This window comes from Algibacter sp. (assembly GCF_049667265.1).
Taxonomy (GTDB): domain Bacteria; phylum Bacteroidota; class Bacteroidia; order Flavobacteriales; family Flavobacteriaceae; genus Algibacter_B.
Map to the genome: position 1 here is coordinate 1 of NZ_JBATHX010000027.1, position 2142 is coordinate 2142.

The 2142-nt window shown below is 32.4% G+C and carries 2 protein-coding genes; both read right to left on the minus strand.

Annotated features, from left to right (window positions below; genetic code table 11):
• Nucleotides 1–838: HlyD family secretion protein (locus WBN21_RS00830; RefSeq protein ID WP_424197418.1), on the minus strand; the 838-nt coding region annotated here is incomplete at its 3' end.
• A gap of 3 nt (nt 839–841) precedes the next feature.
• Nucleotides 842–2142: peptidase domain-containing ABC transporter (locus WBN21_RS00835; protein WP_424197419.1), on the minus strand; the 1301-nt coding region annotated here is incomplete at its 5' end.

Sequence of the window (2142 nt, forward strand, 5' to 3'; positions counted from 1 at the left end):
AAGCGTTTTCAAGTTTTGTAACCTGAGCTTGCGTATCAAAACCGCTGGATTGCGCTGTAAACATATCGCTTTGCGCTTTCGAAATTTTATCGGTAAAGGCAGCATTGGTTCTAGATAATTCCAATCGGGCGTTGATTACTTCATTCTGACTGGCCAAATATTTATTTTCTTGCGAAATAAGTTTCGCCTGGGTTTCTTGAAGTTTTAATCGTTTTTCCTCCACATCTTTTACCGCTTTTAAGCCTTCTTCTTGCAAGGTTTCAATTCGATTAAACTGAGTTTCTGCAATTTTTAAGTTGGTTTTGGCAGCTTCTAAATCAATACTATCACTTTTCACTTTTAAGTGAGATTGCATCAACTTATTTTTGGTTTGCTCAAGTTTTAATGTTTGTTCGTTTCGCAATGCGGAAATTTGCCTATTTAAAGCATCTACTTTTCCGCCATAAGCGGTAACTGAAGAAGATTTTGCTTGAATTTGATCATTGGTTCTTTCCATCAATCTATCATCAAAATACTCACTTTTCACTTCAGAAATTCTTAAAATAGTATCGCCTTTTTTAACTTCATCACCTTCTTGTACATACCACGCTTCAATGCGTCCTGGTATTTGAGATTGGATATGTTGCGGACGCTGATTAGGTTTTAAAGTAGTCACAATTCCTTGCCCAGTTATATTCTGAGTCCATGGTAAAAACAACACAATAAACCCGATAATAGCGGCAGCCAGCAAAAACCTGTTAAAGTATTTGTAGTACTTTATATTCATGATTTTTTTACCAGACTTATATGCTGCCAAGTCTATTTTTTTGTTCAATTGGTTATGAGATATATTGAGCATAGCTTAGTCTTTTTTAGATTTTATTCTACCTTTTTTTAAGGTGATCTTTTCTGTACATTTATCCGTCCAAACAGAACTAAAACTAACTACAATTAGTGCCCATGGTCTGTCTGGATGTGATAAATAATTCACAATGGCTTCTGTTTCTTTCCTATTAAATCTATCTAAGGCATCCTCAAGAATAAGTACTTTCGGGTTCTTTAAAATGGCGCGAGCCAAAACAATTTTTTTAGATAATGAATAAGACATCTGTTTGCCATCGGGGTAAAGTATGGTGTTTAAACCTTCTGGCTGCTCTTTAATAAAAGGCTTGAGTCCTACAATTTCTAGTATTTCATATATTTTTTCATCTGAAATGCCATAGTTTGAAAATGTTAGATTTTCTCTGATGGTGCCTTCAAAAGGATTTTCATCAGACAAGGATAATCCTAATTGCGACCTGTAAAAATTTAGGTGTAAACTGTTAATGGACATATCGTTTACGTAAACATGACCGCCAGTTGGTTGAATGACACCAGCAATTAACCGTAATAAGGTTGATTTTCCTGAACCACTTTCTCCTTGAATTAGAATTCTGCTTTTTGAATTTATTTTTAATGAAATATTTTTTAAAATATGCTTATCTCTATTATCAACTTCGTAAGAAACATTTTCTAATTCAATTTGAATGCCTTTGGAAAATTGTGGGGTTTCTCCAGTTTGACTTTCTAATTTTTTATCAACAATTTGGCCTATTTTTTCTAAAGATGTTAGGGCATCATAAAAAGATTCTAAACCTAAAATAAGTTTTTCAACGGATGCGATAACCAGTAATATGATGATTTCGGCAGCCACAAACTGACCAATATTCATTTCCTGATTTAAAACTAAAGCACCACCAATTAATAATAAACTGGCAGTTACAATAACCTTAAAACTTATCATTTGGATAAATTGTAACATTAAAATTTTAAAATGACTTTCTCTTGCCTTTAAATAATCGCTAACTAAATCGTCGTTTTTATCGATACCAAGGCTGGTACTTCCAGAAAGTTTGAAACTAATTAATGAACGTGCGATTTCTTGAATCCAATGGGCTACTTTGTATTTATTTTTAGATTCTATTAAGCTAGTTTTTAGTCCTTTAATTGCTGTAAACTTGAACACAACAAAAATTAAGATTAACAATAACAACCCAAAAATGATAAAAAATGGATGGTAAAATGATAATAGAATTAAGGCAAATAAAATTTGTAAAACCGCTGTTGGAACATCAATTAAAATTTTTGATAAACTTTTTTGAATGGTTAGCGTATCGAAAAATC